This is a genomic window from Streptomyces sp. F001 (assembly GCF_004187715.1).
Taxonomy (GTDB): Bacteria; Actinomycetota; Actinomycetes; order Streptomycetales; family Streptomycetaceae; genus Streptomyces; species Streptomyces flavusporus.
The window spans coordinates 1-1,450 of sequence record NZ_QZWF01000164.1 but is presented as its reverse complement, the minus strand read 5'-3'; the positions used below and the strand labels follow the sequence as shown (position 1 = coordinate 1,450).

General features: G+C 70.1%; 3 protein-coding genes and 1 pseudogene. All 4 read left to right on the top strand.

Features of this window, described 5'->3' with window-relative positions:
* Positions 1-252, top strand: a pseudogene (locus StrepF001_RS46840) (hypothetical protein); the annotation flags it as partial.
* A 98-nt stretch (positions 253-350) separates the two neighbouring features.
* Positions 351-785 (top strand): roadblock/LC7 domain-containing protein, encoded by a 435-nt coding sequence (locus StrepF001_RS45265; RefSeq protein WP_129803880.1) that lies wholly within the window; start codon positions 351-353, stop codon positions 783-785.
* 2 nt (positions 786-787) lie between these two features.
* Positions 788-1,159, top strand: a complete 372-nt coding sequence (locus StrepF001_RS45260) for a DUF742 domain-containing protein (RefSeq protein WP_129803879.1) — start codon at positions 788-790, stop codon at positions 1,157-1,159.
* Positions 1,137-1,450, top strand: a 314-nt coding sequence (locus tag StrepF001_RS45255; RefSeq protein ID WP_206307177.1) for an ATP/GTP-binding protein, incomplete at its 3' end; no start/stop codon positions are given. The genes StrepF001_RS45260 and StrepF001_RS45255, both read left to right, overlap by 23 nt.

Below are 1,450 nucleotides of genomic sequence, written 5' to 3'. Positions count from 1 at the left end.
CCGACACGGCCCGCACACCGGCAGTCGACCGTGGTGCCGGAGCCCCGCCACACAGACCTGACCACCACGACCACGCCCCTCTCCATGGATGTACGCCCCACAGACGTACGGCACATGGAGGGACCGCATACGGACGTACCACCGCACATGGAGCCGGCTCATATAACCGAACCGCGGCCCGCGCCTGCCTCGCGTAACAGCGCGCCCGCGCCCGGCCCCGACCGCCCCGACGGGAGTGCCCCAGCCGGATGACCACCGCTGCCACTCCCGTCACCACCCCCACCGCAACCACCCCCGGCGCACCTTCGGGCACGCCCGCAGACCTTCGTATCCCAAGGAGTCGATCCACCATGGCGACCGATGCCCCCACCGGCCATGTATCCGATCTCGACTGGCTGATGAGCGGCCTCGTGCAGCGCGTACCGCACACCAGCAGCGCCGTGCTCCTCTCCTGCGACGGGCTTGTGAAGTCGGTGCACGGACTCGACCCCGACAGCGCCGACCACATGGCCGCCCTGGCCTCCGGTCTCTACTCACTCGGCCGCAGCGCCGGCGTCCGCTTCGGCGACGGCGGTGACGTCCGGCAGGTCGTCGTCGAACTCGACTCCACCCTGCTGTTCGTCACCACCGCCGGCTCCGGCACCTGCCTCGCCGTGCTCGCCGGCCGCGAGGCCGATGCCGCGGTACTCGGTTACGAGATGGCGATGCTGGTCAAGAGCGTCCGCCCCTACCTGGTGACCGCGCCCCGGCAGCACGCCGTCGAACCCACGGCGATGAGGCCTTGAGCGTGGCCACGGCCGGCGACGGGCCCTGGCTCGACGACGCGGCCGGACGGCTGGTGCGCCCGTTCACGGTCAGCAACGGCCGCACCCGCCCCAGCGTCGCGCTCGACCTCATCTCCCAGGTGATGGCCACCGGAGCCACCCCGCTCGGCTACCTCGGTCCCGAACACGCACAGGCCCTGGACCTGTGCCGCGCCCCCGTCTCGGTCGCCGAGGTCGCCGCCCACCTCAAGCTGCCGGCGGCAGTCACCAAGGTGCTGCTGTCCGACCTCGTCGACTGCGGCGCCCTCACCACAAAGCCCCCCGAGTTCCACCACAACATCACGGACCGGGCCCTTCTGGAGGCAGTGCTCGATGGACTACGACGACAGCTCTGACCACAACTACGGCGAAGGCGCCGATCCCTTCCCCACCGCGCTCAAGATCCTGGTGGCGGGCGGGTTCGGGGTCGGCAAGACGACCTTCGTCGGAGCCGTCAGCGAGATCGCGCCGCTCAGCACGGAGGAGCTGCTCACCACGGTCAGTGCCGCCACCGACAACCTCGACGGGATCGAGAACAAGGTCGAGACGACGGTGGCCATGGACTTCGGCCGCATAACCCTCGACCCGCAGCACGTGCTGTACCTGTTCGGCACCCCGGGACAGGAGCGGTTCTGGTTCATGTGGGA

Excerpts from the sequence above, each read along its gene's own strand:
- StrepF001_RS45265 (WP_129803880.1), top strand. The coding sequence starts at position 351 with ATGGCGACCGATGCCCCCACCGGCCATGTATCCGATCTCGACTGGCTG.